Here is a 16,187-nt window from a genome sequence, read left to right on the forward strand (position 1 = left end):
ACCACACAGCCATTTGACATTGGAGGATTGACCCATGGCAGCCAGTGAAATCATCAGCAAAACCTATGCGCCAGCGGCGCTGCTCGGGCAGGTTTATGCCCGCGTCTACGGCAGCAGCGCGCTGCCGCTGGAAATCGGCAACGTGCTCCAGCTGGAGTTGTCGCAAACGGAAGACGTCAAAAAACAACCTGACCTCAGTCGGCGCGGCGGCGGCACGCATGCGGAAATCCGCCGCGTCACCGAGGTCAACATCAAGATGACGTTGGCAGACCTGAACGTGGCCAACATTGCCCGCGCCGTGCAGGGCAGCATCAGCAGCCAGGATGCGGGCACCAGCGCCGAAGAAACGTTTGCCGCCACGCTCGGCGGCCTGTATCGCACCCAGCACCTGCAGCCCAGCAATGTGACACTGCAAAAAATCACCAACACGCCGGGCACGGCCAGCGTCAGCGACGAAAAACACGAAAACGTCAACCAGGGCCAGGCAATCACTTTCGCGCACGCCACGCCCTCGGCCGTGGTGGTGCGCGTGGGCAGCGATGCCGGCTCGGCCCAGCAGGTGGAGCAGTCGGGCAACTACAGCGTGACTGGCACCGGCATCAGCATCGAGGCCAGCGCGCCAGGCATCCAGAGCGGCTCGACCATTTGGGTCAGCTACACCTACCCCACAGCCACCACGGCCACCACCATTGCGGCGGCGGGCAATTACGAGGTGCGCCCTGCCGGTATTTACCTGCTGCCAGGCGCGGCCAATCTGGCCGCAGGCGATCAGCTGCGCGTCACCTACGACTGGGCCGATTACGCTGTGATCGAGGCCCTGACCACCGGCCCGGTCGAGTTGGAGTTGATTTTCGAGGGGCTCAACGAGGCCGATTCGGGCAAGCCGGTGTTGGTCGAAATCCACCGCGCCAGCCAGGGCGTGGCCAATGCCATTGCCCTGCTGCAGGACAATGGATTTGCCAATCTGGAAGTGGGCGGCGCCTGTCTGCGCGACCCGCGCAAGAGCGGCAGCGGCGTGAGCCAGTTTTACCGCGTGCTCAAGGGCTGAGGCAGAGGCCGATGCCCTTGAAACAACGGGCGGTTTTGCGCTAGCATTGCCGCCATCGCTGGCCGCCGCGCCAGCCGCCATACCGCCCAGGCCAGCACCCGCTGGCCTTATTTTTTGCCCGCCAAAACGCGACAGTGCAGCCTGGATAGACAACAGGCGGGCAGCATGGCAGACGGCAGCACCAAACGGGTAGGCGTAGAGATTGGCGTAGAGGTCAAGGGCCAGCAGGCCGTGCCCAAGCTGGCCGATGAGCTGCAGGAGCTGGCCAAGCAAGGGAGTGAAGCGGCCCCCGAATTGGAGCGCTTGGCCGAAGAGCTAGAGAATCTCGCGCAGCAAAAGGGGGCGATTGAGCAATTCGTCGGTCTGAAAGCCAAGACCGGCGAATACGCCCAGGCGGCCGAGCAGGCCCAGCAGGCCACCAAGGCAGCGGCGCTGGCCATGAAAGAAAAGCAGGCAGCGCTGGCCGAGGCCCAGAAGGCCGAGCAGGCCTTGGCGGAGCAGGTGCAGCAATCGCGCACCGAGCAGGAGCGGCTGCAGACCTCGATCAAAGAGGCGGTGCAGGCGCTGGAGAAGCTCGGCGCGCAAAGCCGAGCGGCTGGGCAGCGCGCGCGCGAGCATGGCCAGGGCCTGCGCGAGGCCGGTGAGCAGCTGGAGAGGCTGCAGGCCGAGCAGCTCAAATCCGAGGGCCGCATGAGCAAGCTCAAGGAGCGGCACGAGGGCTTGGCCAAGACCATTGCCGCCACGGCGCAGCGTCTCGATGATCTGCAGCAAAAAGAACTCAAGACAGGCCAGAGCGCGAAAAAGCACGCCCAGGCCATAGTGGCGCTGCAGCTGCGGCTGGAAAAACTTGGCGCCAGCTATAGCGCCACTGGGCAGAAGATCGACCGGCTCAGCCAGCGCCAGAGCGAGCTGGCCGAGGCCATCCCCGAGACCAGGAATCGCCTGGCCGAGCTGGGGGCGCAATCAGAGCAGGCCGGCCAGAATGCCAGCCAGTACGGCCAGCAGCTCGCAAAGCTGCGCGAACAGTTGGCCAGGTTGCGCGAATCCGCTGACCAAGCCGCGGCGGACACGCACGCGCTCTCTGCCGCCCAGCGCGAGGCGGCTGCCAGCGCGCGCAGCCTGCAGGCGCAGGCCAAAGAGGCCGAGCATGGGTTTAACCGCCAGCGCAGGAGCGCGCAGCAGGCCGGCGCTGCCTATGACGAGTCCCGCATCGAGCTGCAGCGCCTGCGCGATGCCATGGCGCAAGCGGGGGTGTCCAGCGCCGATCTGGCGGCGTCGCAGCTGCGCGTGCGCACGGAGATGGCGCAAACCCAGGCGCGCGCCCGCGAGCTGGTCGCCCGCCACAAGGAGCTGGCCGAAAAAATGACGCTGGCCCAGCGCGCTGCCGCTGGCCTGCGCCAGGGCCTGGCGCAGATTGCCGCGGGCAATGTGATTGCCAATGCCGTGGGCCGTATCGTGAGCGCGGTCTCTGGCCTGGGGAGCAGCTTTTTGCGCGCCAACGTGCAGCACGAGCAGTTCGTGCGCGCGCTCAATGCCATCTACAAAGATGCTTCCGTCGCCGCTGGCCAGCTGCAATTTTTGCGCCGCGCCGCAGGTGAGGCCGGGGTGGCCGTCGAAGGCATCAGCGAGGCATTCATTAAATATTCGGCCTCGATGCACAGCGCCAATGTGCCCATCGAGCAGGCCAATGAGTTGTTTGCCGCATTGACCAGGGCCGCGGGCACGCTGGGCCTGTCCGGGGATAAGGTGGCCCACATGCTCGAAGCCCTGGGGCAGATGGCCGGCAAGGGCGTGGTCTCGATGGAGGAGCTGCGCCAGCAGCTGGGCGATTCGCTGCCCGGTGCGTTCTCGCTGGTGGCCAAGGGCCTGGGCGTGACCGAGGCCGAGCTGATCCGGCTGGTCGAGTCGGGCAATCTGGCCGCGCGCGATCTGTTTCCGGCGCTGACGCTGGCGCTGCAGGATTTGCATGGCCAGACCGATGGCATGGGCGCCACCTGGGCGCGGTTTCACAGTGCGCTGACCGTGGCCATGCAGGGCATTGGCCAGTCCGGTGTGGTGGCGCTGTTGACAACTGCGCTCAAGGGCCTGGGGCTGGTGGTGGGCGCGGTCACCGTGGCGCTGCATGGTTTTGCCGAGGCCGCCTTCCTGGTTTGGGATTTCCTGGCGCGTGGCGTTAAGTCAGTCGTCACGCTGTCCAACCAATTCAAGGGCTTTGGCGAACAGGTCGCCGCCGCTGGTGAGCGCATCGGCCAAACCACCGATGCCTTTGCCGCCCTGGTGGCGCAGACCGAGCGCGCCGAGAAAACCCAGGCCAAACTGACGGCCAGCATCAGGGAGCAGTTGCAGGCGCAAGAAGACCTTTCGGCTGGCCAGAGAGCAGCGCGGCTGGTGCAAGAGCAGCTGGCCGTCTCGGCCGAGAAAACCAGAAACAACTATGTGGCCGTGACGGCTGCACTGGCCGAGCTGACCCAGCGCCAGCAGGAGCGCAGCAAGCTGGCGGCCAAGCAAATCGGCATTGCCAAGGATGAGGCCCAAATCCTGATCAAGAAGGCCAAGCTGCTGGAGGATGAATACCAGCTGCTGGAGGCCAGCCAAAAAGGAGCCGAGCTGGTGGCCGAGGCCACGCAGGCCGCGCTGGAGAGCAAGCGGCAGGAGCTGGCCATCCTGGAGCAGGAATTGGTGGCGCACAAGCTGCGCGCCCAGGCCTCAGACATGACTGAGGCGCAAATCCAGCAGGAGCGCCAGGCCATCGAGGGCAAGATCGCTGCCTCGCGCACGGAAGTGGAGCAAATGCTCGCACAGCGCGAGCAGGCCCAGCAAGAGCTGGCTGTGCGCCGCGCAGCCGTGCAGGTGTACGGCGAGCAGGCCAAGTCGGTGCAGCAATACCGCGAGGAGGCCGATCAAGCAGCCAAGGCCGTGCAAGAGCTGCTGTCCATGCAAAAGGATGGTATCGATGTGGCTGATCGGCTCTCCAAGGCCCAGGCTGAGCTGACCTATGCCACCGAAGCGCTGCGCCTGGCCAAGCAAAAAGAGCGTGAGGGCATCGAGCTGGAGAACCGGGGAAAAATCCAGGCCCTGCAAATCAACCGCGACGGGCTGCGCCTGCAGGCCGATGTGCTGCGCGCCAAGGCCGACACCGCCAAGGCCAATGGCGACGAGGCTCTCTCGGAGATGTACCTGGCGCAGGAAAAGAAAAAACGCATTGCCATCATGCGCCTGGAAATCCAAATCCAGGAGCTGACCATCAAGGGCAAACTGGCTGAAATCGAGCTGCAGATCAAGGAGCTGGAAAACGACAAGAAGCTGAACAAGCAAAAGCTCAAAAAGCTGGAGTTGGAAAAGCAGCTGCACCTGGCCGGGCTGAAGCAGCTCAATCAGCAAAAAGAGTTGGTCAACCTGGCAGAAAAGCAGGCCGATGGACAGGATAAGTTGGGCAAAAAGCTCAAAGAGACCGGCGATGCGGGGCAGGAGGCGGGCGAGAAAATCAGCGCAGCCGCCAAAACCATCCAGAGCTCCTGGCTCTCAGCGGCCACCGCCGCCAGCAAGCATGCCCAGGAAGCAGCCAAGCACGCCCACGCCCTGGCCGGCGAAATGGAGGTGCCAGGCCGGGTGCTGATGTCCTGGAGCCAGCTCGACCAGTTGCAGGCCGAGCACCTGGCCAAACTCAAACGCCTGGCCGACGAATACGTGCAGAGCATGACGCGGCTGGACGATATGGAGGCCAAGCTGACGCGCAGCAGCAGCGGCCGCGCGCGGGCCCTGGCCGATCTGGAGCTGCGCCTGCTTGAGCTGAGCGGCAATCAAGAGGCCATCGCCCGCGCCAAGCAGCAGCGCGACCTGGCCGAGCTGGAGACCGAGCGCGCCAAGCTGGACATCGAGCTGCAGCGCGCGCAGATCCGTGGCGATGACGGCAAGCTGCAGGAAATCCAGCAGGAGCTGGCTCTGCTTGACGCCTACACCAAAAAGCTCAAAGAGGTGCACGCGGCCGAAGACAAGCAGCGCCGCGAGGCTGCGCGCGCCGAGCGTGAGCAGCGCCAACAGCAAGAGCGTGAACGCGCCGAGCGCGAGCGCAGCCAGGCTGCTGCCGCGCCCAGCCCAGCGGCGCAAAGCGATGCGGTGGTGCGCACGCACCGCATCGAGCTGCAGGGCCGCCGCTACGACGTGCCCACCACGCCCCAGGGCGGGCAGGCCATTGACGATTTGCTGCGTGCTATCGCGCGCGCCAAGGGGGCCTCGGCATGAGCAGCATCACATTGACCAACAACGGCGTGACGCTGCAGCTCTACGAGGGGCTGCAGTGGGTGGATGAGTTTGCCTGGTCGCCCGTGGCCATGACGGCCGAGTACAGCACCGACGGCAGTCTGCTGATCGACCAGGCCACGCGCCTGGCCGGTCGCCCCATCACGCTGGAGACGCCCAGCGGCGCCGATTGGGCCACCACGCGCGAGCAGGTGCAGCTGCTGCATGCCTGGGCCAGCCGCTTGGCAGAGCCGCTGCAGCTTCGGTTGCGCGGCCAGGTCTACACCGTGGTGTTCGATCACACGCGCGGGGCGGCGTTCGAGGCCGCGCTGGCTGGCGCCCTGGCCGATGCAGAGATCAATGCCCAGGTCGAGTACCGCATCACGTTGCGATTTCTTGAGGTTTAAACATGCCCATCACCACCAACGACATCAAACTGCGGCCATCCAAGGTGATGGCCGACGTGCCCGAAGGCGGCGGCGGCCCTGCCGCTGGCGAGCTCGAATCGGGCGTGAGCAACAACATCTTCCCCGACATCACCGAGGTCGCCCGCGTGGGCGGGCAGCTGGCGCATCGGCAGATTCACATGGCGCTGACCAATGCGGATCGCGACGTGGCGATGGGTTGCAATGCCATTGTTTCCAAGCCGCCCACGGATCCGCGCGTGTCCATCCTGCTGATGGCTACCGAGGGCGATTTCGCTACGCGCGCGCAGGACATGGCCAAGTTGCAGGCCGGCTTTATCGCCTCGGGCATCTATCCCGGACAACTCTTTGGCAATCACGTCAGCGGCCAGCAGGTGCTGCTCGTGCAGCAGCGAGAGGAGGAGCCGCCGCCGACCATTGGCAGCAAGTTGGCGCTGGTGTACCGCGAGGGTGCGCCCGATGAGTTCATCCAGTACGTGAGCGTGCAGCGCGTGCTCAGCGACGTGGTGCGGGTGTTCGTGGACAACCACCAGAACGCCGGCGGCGAATACAAGCGGCGCATCCTCACGCTGGAGCTGGGCCAGGCGCTGCAGCGGGATTTTCCCGGTTTTGACGCGCGCCGCACGTCCATCCCTGAATCGGAGATCAACCAGCGCACCAAAATCCGCACCACGGTCTGGGCCCCGGCCGGGCGCTACTACGGCGTCAAGCCTTTGACGGCCCAGGCAGCGCTGGGGGCTTTTGTCGTGCAGGCCGCTGGCATTTATGAGCGGCTGGTGCCCTCCAGCGAGGCCGAGAGCCCGATTGCCGATGCGCGCGTGAGTGCGCACAGCGCGGCCATGGTGCAGTCGGGCAACCTGCTGACCTACACCACGCATGCGGCGTTCAATCTGGCTACCAATCTGTTCATCGGCGGCGGCGTGCTGCCGGGCTCGCTGGCGCTGCTGCGCGGCGGGCAGTTGCTCACCGATGCGGGCGGCCGCCTGCTGCTGGGCGGCCAGGAACTGGGCCGCATCGACTACGCCAGCGGCCTGTGCACGCTGCTGGCCGAGGGGTTTCCCTCTGGCGGGCCGCTGCAGATCACCTATGCGCCGGCCGTGCAGCTGCCGCAGGATGTGGCCAGCACGGGCATTGCCGTGACCGCCGAGTCGCGCCGGCTCAATTACGTGATGACGCTGCCGTTTGCGGTGGCGCGCGGCAGCGTGCGGGTGCACTACCGGGCCATGGAGCGCTGGTACGTGCTGGTCGATGACGGCAGCGGCGCACTGGGCGATGGCGATGCCAGCCACGGCGCGGGCAGCTACAACCACGGCACGCGCACCCTGGCCGTGACGCTGGGCGCGCTGCCGGACGTGGGCAGCGCGGTGATTGTCCAGTACGTGCGCGATGCGGCGCTGGAGGATGAGGGCAACCACGTCGATCTGCTCTACCCGCGCCTGTGCATCCCGCTCAACAGCGATGGGCAGATCAGCACCGAGCCGGGCAGCAAGCCCTTCACTCCGGGCCAGGTGCTGATCGAGTGGAGCGTGCCCGGCAGCAGCGGCCTGGTGCAGCGCAGCGCCAGCGACGACGGCAGCGGCGCCATCACCGGCGATGCCACGGGCACGGTGGACTATCAGGCTGGGCGCCTGGTGCTGATGCCCGAGGAGCTGCCGCCCATGGGCACGGTGATCACCGTCAAATCGGTGCTGCACCAGCGCCAGCCGCAAACGGCCAGCTGGGCCGGCTCGGGCGGGCAGTGGAGCATTGCGCTGTCTCCCAATATCCAGCCGGGCACGCTGCGGTTTCCGTTGTCGGTCACGCTCAGCGGCAGCACCCATGCCGATGGCTGGGCGCAGCGCGTGGCCTCGCGCACCGTCAGCGGCTATGTGGTGGGCTGGGCCAGCGGGCAGTTGGTGTTCCACGGGGTGGTGGTGGGCAGCATCAACCACAGCGCCGGCACGGCCGAGATCAACATCACCCAGGGCGTGGCCAATCAGCTGGCGCGCACCGTGGGGTTTGAGCTCACGCGCGTGGGCGAGGTGCAGATTTCTTGAGGAGATTTTGATGGGCATTGGCATCCATTTCACGCCCAGGCCGCGCGGCGGCGCGCCGCGCACTGTCCTGCCGTTCAAGCCCGCTTGGGGCGGCCCGCTGGTCGTGCCGCCGCCCAGCGCCGACCCGGCCCCGCCGCAGCAGCCCCAGCCGGTGCAGCCAGTGGCCGAGCCCGCGCCGCAGTGGCAGTGGCGCGCGCCCGAGGTGGGCCAGCCTGGGCAGGTGGAGCTCACGCCCGCGGCCAGCGCGGCCTCTGAGCAAACCACGGTCAGCGTCACGCTCGATCGCCTGGCGCTGCTGCCGCGCTACGTGGCCCCTGGGCGGCTGGTGCGCGCGGTGACGTTTGTGCAGGGCGGCCGCCGCTACGTGGCCACGCCCTCGGGCGAGTTGCGCACGGCCATCGACCCGGCCAGCGGCAACGGCCAGCCCGTGGGCCAGGTGGAGATCGGCACGGGCCAGGTCTGGCTGCACCACTGGGATGCGGGCAGCAACCAGCAGCTGAGCTACTGGAGCGCGCTGCAGGCGCGGCCCCTGTCCGGCCCCGATGAGATGCCGGCCGAGGCGATGGTGATTTTTAGGACGGCGGCCGCGCCGCTGCGGCCCAGCTCGCTGCAGATCGTGGCCACCATGCAGGACGGCACGCCCGTGAGCATCACCGCCGACGCCGACGGCCGCATCATCCACGACCGGGTGCTGGGCACCATCGACTACCAGAGCGGCGTGGGCACGCTGGTTTTCAGATCGCCCACACCCACCGGCTATGGCGAGCTGGATTTGTCGCACTGGCAGTTTCCGGGCGTTGCCACGGTGCATGTGGATGCCGTGCTCTCCAGCGCGCTGCGCTACAACGCCGTGGCTTATGAGGCCATCCCGGTCGATCCGGCTGTGATCGGGGTGGACCCGGTGCGCCTGCCCAGCGATGGGCGGGTGCCTATTTTCAATCGAGGCGATTACGTGGTGGTGCACAACACCCAGGCCCTGGCGCCGCGCACGCTGGCCGATCAGGAGGTGGTGGACGTGGGCCGCACGCGGCTCTCGCGCATTCTGATCACCGGGGCGGACGGCAAGGCGATCACGGCAGGCTGGCAGCACGACTTGGACGCGGGCACGCTCACCGCGCTGGACACGGCCAGCTGGCAGCAGCCGGTGACCATCGAGCACACCATCGAGCACATGGCCCGCGTTCGCGAGGTGGACGTGGGTGGCGCCATCACGCTGACGCTGCCGCTGCCGCACGACTACCCCATCGATGGCAGTTACGTGAGCAGCGCGCTGATGCTGGGGGACCGGTTCGCGCGCGTCTCGCACCTGTGGGATCAGCAGACTTGGACGGACACGGCCTGGGCCGATCACCTGATGGGCAACCCGGCCACCGGCAACTACAACGACACGGCTGCGCCTGTCGAGGTGGACAACCGCGGCTGCATCACCGAGCGCTGGGCGCTGCATTTCACGAGCAGCACGCATTTCCGGGTCGTGGGCGAGCATGTGGGCGTGGTGGGCACGGGCAACATCAATGAGGACTGCGCGCCCGTCAACCCGATCACCAGCACGCCGTATTTCACGTTGCGGGCGCTGGGCTGGGGCATTGGCTGGGTCGCGGGAAATGTGCTGCGCATCAACACCGTGGGCGCTGGCGCAGGCCTGGCCTGCATCCGCGCCGTGCAGCCGGGGCCGGCCAGCGCCATTGATCACCGCTTTGCGCTGCTGTTGCGGGTCGATGTGGATCGGCCTGGGGATTGATCGAGGAGGTGTGTTGTGGAGCTGTTTAATTATTTCCTCTCCGACCTGCCAGGCGCGCCGCAACTGCAGCGCCAGCCGGGCAGCCTGATCGAGGTGCTCGATGCCGCACTGGTCACCGGCCTGGGGCTGACTGTGGTCAACCAGATCAGCGCTGCCGCTGGCGTGGTGACGATCAAGGTCACGGGCGCGCCCGTGGCCCTGCCGCAGGGCCTGATCGAGCTGGCCGGCGTGGGCGGCGCGCTGGCTGGGCTCAATGGGGTGCACCGCGTGCAAGAGGTGGGCGCCGACACCATCACCATCCACGCCACCGTGGCCGATGCGCAAAGCACGGCCGCCGGCATGACGGTGCGCATCCCGCCGCTGGGCTGGCGCAAAAAATTTGCCGATGGCGCGCTGGCGGTGTACGACAGCGAGCATCCTCAGTGGTTTGGGCACTGCCTGCAGGTGGATACCAGCCAGGCGACATCGGGCGTGCCTGCCAAATGGCGCGGTTATCACAGCATGAGCGATGCCCACACCGGTGATAGGCCGTTCCCTGCGTTTGGTCAGGCTGATGAGCTGCGTCTACCGTTGGTTCTCAGCGGCGGGGTGTCACGCTGGTGTGTTTGGGGTGACGGCGTGTTTTTTGCAATCGGTATCCAGACCTATCAGGGTGCCCCCCGAGGTAATTTGAGCTGGTCTTATTTTGGGAGGCTGGACGCTGTCACGGCAGGTGATTCGGCGTGCGCGCTGCGGACTGGGGGGGCTCAAGGCGCGATGGCCTATAGCAAAGATTTTTGGTGGTTGGTGATGTCCGATGGTTTTGTGGGTCACGACACCCCATCGCTTGGCAGCCCGCGCGCCGGATTCATGGATGCGGGAGGGGTTTCTGGTGCGAAGTCGTGGCTGGGGATCGCCGGAGAGGATGTGCCATCTGGTTTGGTCATGGATGTCCCTCTCGGGGTGGTGAGCCCGCACACATTGAGCTGGAGTGGTGGATCAGTCGGTAGCTCAAACACGTGGGTTTTCAGGGGGGTGCTGCCTGGTGTGCGCTACATCCCACACATCATTGACCGTGGCCGTGGTGTTGTCCCTCGCTTTTTATTTGAGCCGTTCCAGGTGGTGCGAAGCGCAGGACGAGCGCTATTGTTCCTGCCTCAAAATGGCAACTCCAGTCACGTCGACTCTGGCAGCTCGTATTACGGTTTTTTTGTGGACATCACAGGCTGGAGGGCTGGCCTGTGAGCATCACCATCCGAGCCGCGCGCATCGGGCATTTGCGCATGCTCCATAACCGCATCCTCACTGGCCAGATCAGCGCCACCGTGCGCGAGCGCGACCCGGCCTCGGGCACGGTGCAGCCGCGCGTGGCGCGCGTGGATGCCACCGACCCTGTCAGCGGGCGCATCGTGGGCTGGGCCTGGAGCGATGCGCGCACCGGGGCCTATCGCATCACCGGCCTGCAGGCAGGCTACGCCTACAGCCTGATGGCCCGCCACCCGGCCGGCGCATTCGCGCCCGCTGCGGCCGATCAGGTCATTGCCCAGGAGGCCCCATGAGCTGGACGCCCGCACCCGAGACCATTGCCGCGCGCTCACAAGCGCTGATCGACCGCGCCGACGCCGGCAGCGGCCACAGCACCATCGAGATTTACGACGCCAGCAGCCCCGCGCCCGTGCGCCTGTGCGTGCTGGTGCTGGACAAGCCTTGTGGCCAGGTCATCAATAACCTGGTGCGGCTCAAGCAAAAAGAGGCGGCAGGGGATTTTGTGGATTTCGACGGCCAGCCCGCCACCTGCAAATGGCTGGACGGCAATGGCCACCTGGTGGCCACCGGCACCGTCAGCGGGCCTGATGGCGATGGCGATCTGCGCATGCGCAACCGCCTGGGCACTGCGCAGATGTGGGCCGGCGGCCGCGCCGTGCTCGATACCGAGCACCTGATTGGCTGATGGGGTGGCTGTGGATGCCCAGTTGCTGTTTAACCAGCCAGCGCAGCAGGACGGCCATTTGCTGTTCGGCGCCGTGGGCGGCCCGCCGCCCGTGGCTGGCGACGACGTGCGCGCCACGCCTGCGGGCCAGTTCCCGGCCCTGGGCGGGCATGTGGGCGTGGCCCAGCCCGAGCGCCACCAGGCCAGGCCGGAGGGCAGTTTCCCAGGTATCGGCGGCCAGGTGGGCGCAGCCTTTATCGAGGTGCTGCGCGCCCAGCCTGCCGGCGGTTTTCCGCCCCTGGCTGGGCACATCGGCGCAGCCTATCGCAGTGGCGTGGCGCGCCCGCTGGTGCGCTCTGCCGCCAGCGACGCCCAGCCAGCCCAGCCCCTGCGCCAGCCGCTGGCCAGCCAATTCACCCGCGCGCAGGCCAGTGGCCAGCGCAACACCAGCCGCGCCCAGCAGGCCCGGCCCCTGCCCCTGCCCGCCTGGGCCGGCGCATGGGCCAGCACCCAGCGCGCAGGAGCGGCTACTGAAGGCCGGATGCAGGATGCCCAGAGCCTGCAATGGGGCGGGCAATACCGCTGGCAACAGGCCCAGGCCCTGCACCTGCAGCGCAGCAGCCGCGCCCAGCAAGCCCAGCCAGCGCGCCAGCAGTGGCGCTGGGCCTTTGAGACAGCCGTCCTGCTGCGCGCCCTGCTGGCTGGCCGCGCCCAGCAGGCGCTGCCGCTGGCCCTGGCCCACGCCGATGGCGCGCGCCTGGCCCTGCTGCTGCGCTCGCCCCCATGGGCCGGCCGCTGGCAACTGGCCATGCCCGCCCCGCCCGCGCTGCGCCGCCCAGATGACGGCAGCGCCCAGCCGCAGCCCCAGAGCTGCTACACGCCAAGCGCGCAGCTGGTGTTTTGCCGCCAGCCAGGCGGCGCGGATTTGTTGTTTGAGTGTGGGACATGCAGCAATGGGCCGTCGCCAGAGACTGTGGTCGTCCCCGTTCGGAGGGTTTACATCGTGCACAACAGCATCACATTGACCCGCATCGAGGGCGGGGTCGAGCTGCATCCGCTGACGTTCGAGGCCTCGCTGGATGTGGATTCGTGGACGTGGTCGTGGTCAGCCACACTGCATCATTCCATGGGCCAGCACCTGGGCCGCCAGGCCGATGGCGAGGCGCCCATCGTCGAGGCTGTCATCAATGGTCAGGCGCTGCGCCTGCGCATCGAGAGCCGGGGGCTGGATGAGCGATTCAATCCATCGCGCTGGCGCGTCAGTGGTCGTGGCGTCAACGCCATCCTGGCGGCCCCGCACGCGCCAGTCATGGCGTTTGCGTTCCCCGACCAGCTCAGCGCGCAGCAGATCGCCCAGCAGGTGCTCGCGCTCAACGGCGTGCCCATTGGCTGGGACATCGACTGGCAGCTGCCCGATTGGCAGGTGCCTGGCGGGAGCTGGGTCTACGGTGGCAGCTACATGGATGCCATCAATGAGCTGGCCCGTGCCGTGGGCGGCTATGTGCAGCCCCATGCCACGCAGCCGCAGCTGCGGCTGCTGCCGCGCTACCCGACGCGGCCCTGGCAATGGGATGGCGTTGTGCCTGACTATGAGCTGCCCGCCGGCATGGCCGAGCTGCGGGCAACGGAATTCATCGAACGCCCGCACTACAACCGCATTTGGGTTGGGGGCGAGGTCGCAGGCGTGAGTGGGTTCATTACACGCGGCGGCTCAGCGGGCGATCAGGTCGCGCCGCAGGCCCTGCACCCGCTGATCACCGATGCCCAGGCCCAGCTGGCGCGCGGCATCGCAGAGCTCTCCAACACCGGCGCGCAAGAGCACGTCACGCTCAGCCTGCAGGTGCTGCCGCAGACCGGCCTGATTCTGCCTGGCAAGTTCGTGCGCCACACATTCGCAAACCGGCAGGTGTTCGGGATTGTGCGTCGCACCAGCATCCACTACGACGCGCCCAAGCTGCGCCAGAGCATCACGCTGGAGACGCATCCCAATGTTTAACCTGTACCAGGTTTTCCAGAGCCTGCAGACGCCACGCACGCTGCAGGCCGGCACCGTCACCCACATGGAGGGCGACGTGGCCACCATCGAGCTGCCAGGCGGCGGCACCATCCGCGCGCGCGGCCAGGCGCTTGTCGGCGATCTCGTATTCGTTCGCGATGGCCTGATCGAGGGCAAGGCGGCGGCGCTAACCCGCATTGACCAGGAGGTGTAGGAGCAAAAAAAGAGCGGGCGACTGATTCTGGTGCTGACACACCAGAACCAGCCCCTGACCGCTGATGTGAGCAGCAAATCAAGCCAAGGCCCGCCCACCTGTCGACAGGCGGCGCCAAGGCTATCAGAAATGTTTAAACATTTGGATTTGCTATGCAAGAAATTCGTTGCGGCCAGTGCCGCAGAAAGCTCGGTGAGGGCTACTACGTCTGCCTGGCCATCAAGTGCCAGCGATGCAAGACACTCAACCATTTGAGGGCATCGACCCCAGTATCGCACGCCTGCGAGCGTCCAACCATCCCAAGAAAGGACGCATATGGCGACGTTAAAAAATCCATCCACAACTCCTGATGCCGAGCGCGTTGCGCGCTCTGTGTTGCGGTATTTCGGTGGCAAGTGGGCGATTGCCCCCTGGGTGATTGACCACCTGCCGGCGCATCGCATTTACGTGGAGCCATTCGGGGGCGCGGCCAGCGTGCTGCTGCGCAAGCCCAGATCGCGCATTGAGGTCTACAACGACCTCGATGAGGAGATCGTTGGGCTGTTCAGGGTGCTGCAAGACCCTCGGCAATGCCAGCGCCTCATACGCCTGCTGCGGCGCACGCCGTATTCGCGTTGCGAGTTCGAGCGCTCGTTTGTGGCCAGCGACGACCCGCTGATCCGCGCCCAGCGCGCCATCGTGCGGGCCTATCAGGCGTTCCATCACGAGGCCCTGTTCAACCCGCGCAAGACCACGTTTGCCGATGCGCGCCACCGCAGCGGCAATCACTGCAAGGCGCACGAGTGGGCCAGCTACCCGCGCCACCTGGTGCAGGTCTGCCGCAGACTGCAGGGCGTGGTCATCGAGCGGCGCGATGCGCTGGAGGTGATCCGGGCGCAAGACACGATGGAGACGCTGTTCTTCGTTGATCCACCATACCTGCCCAGCACGCGCAGCAAGGCCGGCTACCGGCACGAGATGAGTCAAGATCAGCACGTGCAGCTGCTCGAGCGCCTGCGCACCATCCAGGGCCGGGCTGTGGTGGCGGGCTATCCCAGTGAGCTCTATGACGACCTGCTCAGCGGCTGGCAGCGCGTGCAGCGCCCGCACCGCGCCGCCGGCAGCGCCAGAGCGCGCATAGAGGTGCTGTGGATCAGCCCAGTCAAGCGGTAATGGCCAGTGTCCGACACACCTGTCGGACACCTCCAAAAGCGCTTGGATTCGTGGCCGCACAGAGCGGTAATCACGGCATCGCAACCAACCCCAGGAAGAACCATGCAAACTGCCGACCTCGAGCAAAGCCTGCTGCAATACCTGCGCGGCTACCTGCGCCGCACCCACAGCGCCCAGCCTATTAAACAACGCGCCGACTGGCAAGCGCTGGCCCAAGCCGAGCTCGACCGCCGCGCCGCAGCCGTGCTCAGCGCACTGCCAGACGCCGAGCTGGCCCTGGTCGCCACCGGCCAGGTCGATCTGCAGCAACTGGCCCGGCAAGCCGCCACAGACTGACGCGCGGTAGGCGCCAAAAACAAACCGGCCCAAGTGGCCGGTTTTGTTCGTCGTGGCTGCGCCGGACTTGTTACAAACACGCGCAATAGCCCGCGTCAAAAAGCGCAATACCGACTGTCAAAAAGCGCAATACCGCGCGGCGCGCCATTTTTCCATGGTGGTGTCCTGTCGTTGGATGTTCTGATGTTGCAGCGTCGCTCATGCTAGAGCGTGTTCGCGCCATATGCGCCCTTTGCATGGGCCGCCAAAAGCCTTTTTTCTCTGGGGTGAATGGCAAAGATTGCTAATGCGAAAAATTCGTATTTATAATCGCCTCCGCTTTCGTTTTTCATCCACCAGCCAGCCAAAAGGCCAAGCCATGATCGTGTGTGTCTGCCGCCGAGTGTCCGACCGTGAGATTGCACGCCACGCCCACGCCGGCATGGATTTTGACGACATTCAGTTCGAGCTGGGCGTTGCCACCCAGTGCGGCAATTGCGAATGCATGGCCCGCAGCCTGGTGCAGCAGTGCCACGCCAGCCGCCCCATGGCGGCCATCGATCATGCAGCCTGCGCCCAACAGCCCGCGCCCCATTCCGGAGGATCCTTGGTATGGAGCTCATCGCCGCGCTCGCAGGCAGCCTGATGCTTGTTCTGGGTTCTATCTGGTGGGTGCTGCACAAGTAAGCCGCCCGCCCACGGCCGCAGTGGCGGCACCGTTTCAACTCTCTCTTTTCTCTGTTCCGCCTGTTGCCAGGCAGTGCGCCCCTGGCATTGGCCTGGCGCTGCCTGTGGCCCGCAAGTGCCCGCGCCATGACTTCGCCCCTTCTGACCCCCGCCCCTTCAACAAGCCGTTATGCCTGGGTGGCCGGCGGCGTGCTGCTGCTGCACGTGGCCGCCCTGTGGGGTGTGCAGCGGGCCATGCACAACCCGCCCAAGAAAGACGATGTCAAGCCGGCGGTCATGATCTCGCAGCTCATCGTGGCCGCGCCGCCCGCGCCCGAGCCCGCGCCGCAGCCCCCAACGCCGCCCGCGCCTGTGCCGCCACCACCGGCCCCTGAGCCGCCGCCCCCTCCTCCGCCGCCGCCGGCGCCCAAGCCCCCGCCGCCCAA

General features: G+C 66.5%; 14 protein-coding genes and 1 pseudogene. All 15 read left to right on the forward strand.

Annotated features, from left to right (window positions below; genetic code table 11):
* Positions 1-34 precede the first annotated feature (34 nt).
* Positions 35-1,048 (forward strand): hypothetical protein, encoded by a 1,014-nt coding sequence (locus CK625_RS12665; RefSeq protein WP_095540688.1) that lies wholly within the window; start codon positions 35-37, stop codon positions 1,046-1,048.
* A gap of 165 nt (positions 1,049-1,213) precedes the next feature.
* Entirely contained in the window at positions 1,214-5,290 is a 4,077-nt protein-coding gene (locus tag CK625_RS12670) for a tape measure protein (protein WP_095540689.1), read from the forward strand.
* On the forward strand, positions 5,287-5,694 hold the full coding sequence (locus CK625_RS12675) for a hypothetical protein (protein WP_095540690.1): 408 nt from the start codon (positions 5,287-5,289) through the stop codon (positions 5,692-5,694). Before CK625_RS12670 ends, CK625_RS12675 begins: the two co-directional genes overlap by 4 nt.
* A gap of 2 nt (positions 5,695-5,696) precedes the next feature.
* Positions 5,697-7,748, forward strand: a complete 2,052-nt coding sequence (locus CK625_RS12680; protein ID WP_095540691.1) for a hypothetical protein — start codon at positions 5,697-5,699, stop codon at positions 7,746-7,748.
* Positions 7,749-7,758: 10 nt separating this feature from the next.
* Positions 7,759-9,489, forward strand: coding sequence for a hypothetical protein (locus CK625_RS12685; protein ID WP_095540692.1), 1,731 nt, complete (start codon positions 7,759-7,761; stop codon positions 9,487-9,489).
* 15 nt (positions 9,490-9,504) lie between these two features.
* Positions 9,505-10,713: a hypothetical protein gene (locus CK625_RS12690; protein ID WP_095540693.1), complete on the forward strand. Its 1,209-nt coding sequence runs from the start codon at positions 9,505-9,507 to the stop codon at positions 10,711-10,713.
* Positions 10,710-11,027, forward strand: coding sequence for a hypothetical protein (locus CK625_RS12695; RefSeq protein WP_095540694.1), 318 nt, complete (start codon positions 10,710-10,712; stop codon positions 11,025-11,027). The genes CK625_RS12690 and CK625_RS12695 overlap by 4 nt, the downstream gene beginning before the upstream one ends.
* Positions 11,024-11,419, forward strand: a complete 396-nt coding sequence (locus CK625_RS12700) for a hypothetical protein (RefSeq protein WP_095540695.1) — start codon at positions 11,024-11,026, stop codon at positions 11,417-11,419. Before CK625_RS12695 ends, CK625_RS12700 begins: the two co-directional genes overlap by 4 nt.
* 4 nt (positions 11,420-11,423) lie before the next feature.
* Complete coding sequence (locus CK625_RS12705; RefSeq protein WP_143326288.1) at positions 11,424-13,394, forward strand: hypothetical protein; 1,971 nt, start codon at positions 11,424-11,426, stop codon at positions 13,392-13,394.
* Entirely contained in the window at positions 13,387-13,608 is a 222-nt protein-coding gene (locus CK625_RS12710; RefSeq protein ID WP_095540697.1) for a hypothetical protein, read from the forward strand. The genes CK625_RS12705 and CK625_RS12710 overlap by 8 nt, the downstream gene beginning before the upstream one ends.
* A 152-nt stretch (positions 13,609-13,760) precedes the next feature.
* Positions 13,761-13,958 (forward strand): Com family DNA-binding transcriptional regulator, encoded by a 198-nt coding sequence (locus tag CK625_RS12715; RefSeq protein ID WP_095540706.1) that lies wholly within the window; start codon positions 13,761-13,763, stop codon positions 13,956-13,958.
* Positions 13,924-14,760 carry a DNA adenine methylase gene (locus tag CK625_RS12720; protein ID WP_095540698.1) on the forward strand — a complete coding sequence of 279 codons (837 nt, stop codon included), beginning with the start codon at positions 13,924-13,926 and terminating at the stop codon, positions 14,758-14,760. The genes CK625_RS12715 and CK625_RS12720 overlap by 35 nt, the downstream gene beginning before the upstream one ends.
* A 102-nt stretch (positions 14,761-14,862) precedes the next feature.
* Positions 14,863-15,096 carry a hypothetical protein gene (locus tag CK625_RS12725; protein ID WP_095540699.1) on the forward strand — a complete coding sequence of 78 codons (234 nt, stop codon included), beginning with the start codon at positions 14,863-14,865 and terminating at the stop codon, positions 15,094-15,096.
* A gap of 358 nt (positions 15,097-15,454) precedes the next feature.
* The gene (locus CK625_RS12730) at positions 15,455-15,721 is read left to right on the forward strand and encodes a (2Fe-2S)-binding protein (protein ID WP_095540700.1); all 267 of its coding nucleotides are present in this window, start codon (positions 15,455-15,457) and stop codon (positions 15,719-15,721) included.
* 167 nt (positions 15,722-15,888) lie between these two features.
* Positions 15,889-16,187: pseudogene (locus CK625_RS13970) on the forward strand (hypothetical protein); the annotation flags it as partial.

Source organism: Vandammella animalimorsus, from assembly GCF_002285265.1.
GTDB lineage: Bacteria > Pseudomonadota > Gammaproteobacteria > Burkholderiales > Burkholderiaceae_C > Lampropedia.